We start from the raw sequence: 3,177 nt of genomic DNA, 5'->3' as shown, positions 1-3,177 counted from the left end.
GGTCAGGTTGGCTACAACCCCCGTGGTGGCATGAGCATAGGACGCCCAGTCCAGCCCCCCCCCGCCAACCAGACGATCCGAACCCAAACCACCCTCAAGCACGTTGGCGAGACCATCACCCGTGAGGGTGTCGTTCAAGGTGGAGCCGCGCAAGTTCTCAATGCCGGCTAGCGTGTCGCCTGTGGCGTGTCCCCCTGTGGCTGTGCCCAGGGTGAGATCCACGGCCACTGCGTTCAACGAGCTTACGTACGAGACCGTATCGACCCCCGCACCTCCATTGAGACTGTCGGCCCCGGCGCCGCCCTCAAGCACGTTGGCGCTGGCGTCGCCCGTGAGCGTATCAGCGAAGACGGAGCCGACGAGATCCTCGATACCGATAAGGGTGTCGCCCAGCGCATCCCCACCCAGGCCGGCGCCTACGCCGCCAACAAGCTGCACGTTCACCCCCGCCGCGGAGGTCGTGTAGGCGGCCACATCCGCAACTGGTCCGTCGCCGCCGTCGATCACGTCGGCGCCAGCTCCGCCCTCAAGGCTGTCGCTGCCAAACCCGCCGTCAAGCGTGTCGACCCCGGCTCCGCCTGAGAGCTGGTCAGCGCCGAAGCCGCCCTTGAGCACGTTGGATAAGCCATCGCCCGTGAGGGTGTCATTGAGGTCCGACCCGAGCAGATTTTCGATCCCCACCAGGCTGTCGCCTTGCGCGTCACCCGCCGTTCCGGTGGCGGTGGTCAGGCTAACGGCCACCCCAGTCCCTGCTCCCGCATAGGAAGCGGTGTCGAGGCCAGCCCCTCCGTCGAGGACGTCGGCTCCGACTCCGCCCTCCAGGGTGTCGTTCCCGTTCAGGCTTTCCAGAGTGTTGATGCCCGCGTTCCCCCGCAGAAGATCGCTCAGCTGCGAGCCGCGCACGCGCTCGATCCCAACATAAGTGTCCCCGTGCGCATCGCCGTTCAGGCCAGCGCCTGCGGTGAGGTCGACTGTAACGCCTATGGCGGATGTGACGTAGGACGCCCAGTCCAGCTCGGCCCCGCCATCGAGTACGTCGGCCCCGCTGCCTCCCTCCAACACGTTCTCACCGGCGTCGCCAATGAGCGTGTCGGCAAAGCTCGAGCCCGTGAGGTACTCGATGCTCACCAGCGTGTCGCCGGCCGCATCACCACCTGAGGCAGCCCCGGTTGCGAGGTTGACGCTCACCCCGACTGCGGAAGCAGCGTAGAGAGCCGTGTCAAGACCGTCGCTGCCGTCGATTCGGTCGGCGCCGGCGCCACCACTGAGGACGTCGGTGCCCAGGCCGCCTATGAGAGTATCGACTCCCCCTCCACCGTGCAGGGTGTCGGCCAGAGCGCCACCTTTGAGGACGTCGTTGCCGGATCCAGCCGTGAACGCCACCCGCTCGAAGGCCGTTATGGTCGTTTTATCAGGCAGAACCTGCGTTACCCCCGCGGAGAGGTCGAAGATTATGTTCTCCGACAGATCCGAGCGGTCGATGCGCAGGAGATCAGAGCCCGCGCCGCCGTCGAGGATTTCGGCGCCGTCGAAGCGGAAGATCTGCGCCTTGACGGACGCGAGATGCTTCTCGCCCACGCTGGTGTTGGTGTCGATCCAGCTCACCACGAAGCCGTCCTCGAGTCCCGCCACGGTGGAGTAGCCCTGGTTGAGGCGTGTTGCAGTGTTGACGAGGAGTTCGTCGCCCACCTTATGGCCGAGCGCATCGAAGACCTGAGCTTTGACTGACGAGCCTCCGGTATCTCCACCCTGGCTGCTGATGTCGGTCCAAGTGGCCGCGAAGCCGCCACCCTGCAGGCCGGCGAGCGAGGGGTAGACCTGATCGAGGTGAGTGGCGGAGTTGAGCTGGAACTCGTCTCCGACCATCCCGCCGGCGGCGTTGAAGATCTGGCCCTTAATCTCGAAGGTGCCCTCCACCTCAGTGGTTGCAGGATTGTCCTCGCCGTTGCGCTCCATCCAGCTCGCGACGAAGCCACCGCTATCAAGGGAGGTGATCACGGGCCCGTACTGCAGGCCTGCCGTGGTGGTGTTGAGGCGCAGATCAGGGGCGTCCGGGGTGGCCGGGGTGCCGTCAGCGTTGAAGATGCGCGCTACGATGGCGGCAGAGTTGGTCTCGAGTGTGCCGCCCGCTTCGGTTTGGGTGGAGAAGTCGTTCCAGGAGACCACAAAGCGGCCGTCCGCGAGGGTGGTGACGGAGGGCCAGGACTGCACACTCTCCAAGGTTTTGTTGACTGTGAACTCGCCCTCGACCTTCAGGCCATGGGCATCGAGGACCTGACCACGGATGTTCCAATCGTAGTGGTAACCGATGATGTCGCCAGACGCGTCCTTGTCCGGGATAGCCACACCGCTGTCGAACCAGACCGCGACAAAGCCGCTACCAAGGGCAGAGATGGAGGCTCCGACCTGGTTGCCCTTCATCTCGCCCATCTCGGCGTTAAGGAGGATCTCCTGGTAGGTCCCGTCGGACTCGTAGATCCGGGCGCGCACGTCCCAGGTCATGGCTGGTTTGCCATTCTCCATTCTAACGCTGCCGTCGGCGTTGAAAGCCTTGGTGCCCTGCTCCCAAGCGACGACGACGCGGCCGTCGCCGAGCTCAATCAGGGTGGGGTTGGCGTTCTCGCCGGCTGTGTTGATGACGAGCTGAGCGCCGCGCTTCTGACCGTCAGCATCGAAGAGTTGGGTGCGCACGCGAGCGCCTTCGTCGGGGCTGCCCTCGCGGTCGGCCTCGTAGTCCTGCCAGCTCAGGGCAAAGCCGCCGTTGAAGAGCTGGGTCATGGCCGGGCTTGACTGCGCCCCTGATAACCCGCTCAGACCAGGTGGAGCTGGAGGAGGGGGGGGGGCATCTATGTAGGTGCCGACCTGCGGCTTCGTATTGACGCCATCAGAAGGTGGGGGTGGGATGTATTGAGGCCGTGCGTCAGGGAGGCCGACAAACCAGTTGAAGTTGTAGTCGTCAGCGGTGCGGTCGCCGGCGTTGGCAGTTATCTCGCCACCCTGTCGGACGAGGCCACCGCTGCTGATCAGCACGTCGTCGCCTGCTTCTCCGTACAAGGCATCTCGGCCCGCGCCGCCATTGAGCGCGTCGTTGCCGCCCCCGCCCAGAAGCTCATCCGAGCCTGCTCCGCCATCGAGCGTATCGGCACCCTCGCCGCCCTCGAGCCGATCCTTGCCGAT

The 3,177-nt window shown here is 65.2% G+C and carries 2 protein-coding genes; one reads left to right on the top strand and one right to left on the bottom strand.

What is annotated here, in order from left to right; genetic code table 11:
* Nucleotides 1-2,778: calcium-binding protein (locus tag ASF39_RS21365; protein WP_280137213.1), on the bottom strand; the 2,778-nt coding region annotated here is incomplete at its 3' end.
* Between the two features lie 129 nt (nucleotides 2,779-2,907).
* Between ASF39_RS21365 and ASF39_RS22570 the strand changes: the two genes are divergently transcribed.
* Nucleotides 2,908-3,177 (top strand): hypothetical protein (locus ASF39_RS22570; protein WP_280137212.1); only part of this gene is annotated, 270 nt, incomplete at its 3' end.

The organism is Methylobacterium sp. Leaf108 (assembly GCF_001423265.1).
Lineage (GTDB): Bacteria > Pseudomonadota > Alphaproteobacteria > Rhizobiales > Beijerinckiaceae > Methylobacterium.
Note: the sequence above shows the minus strand (reverse complement) of the source record. Positions and strands in the feature narration are given on the sequence as shown.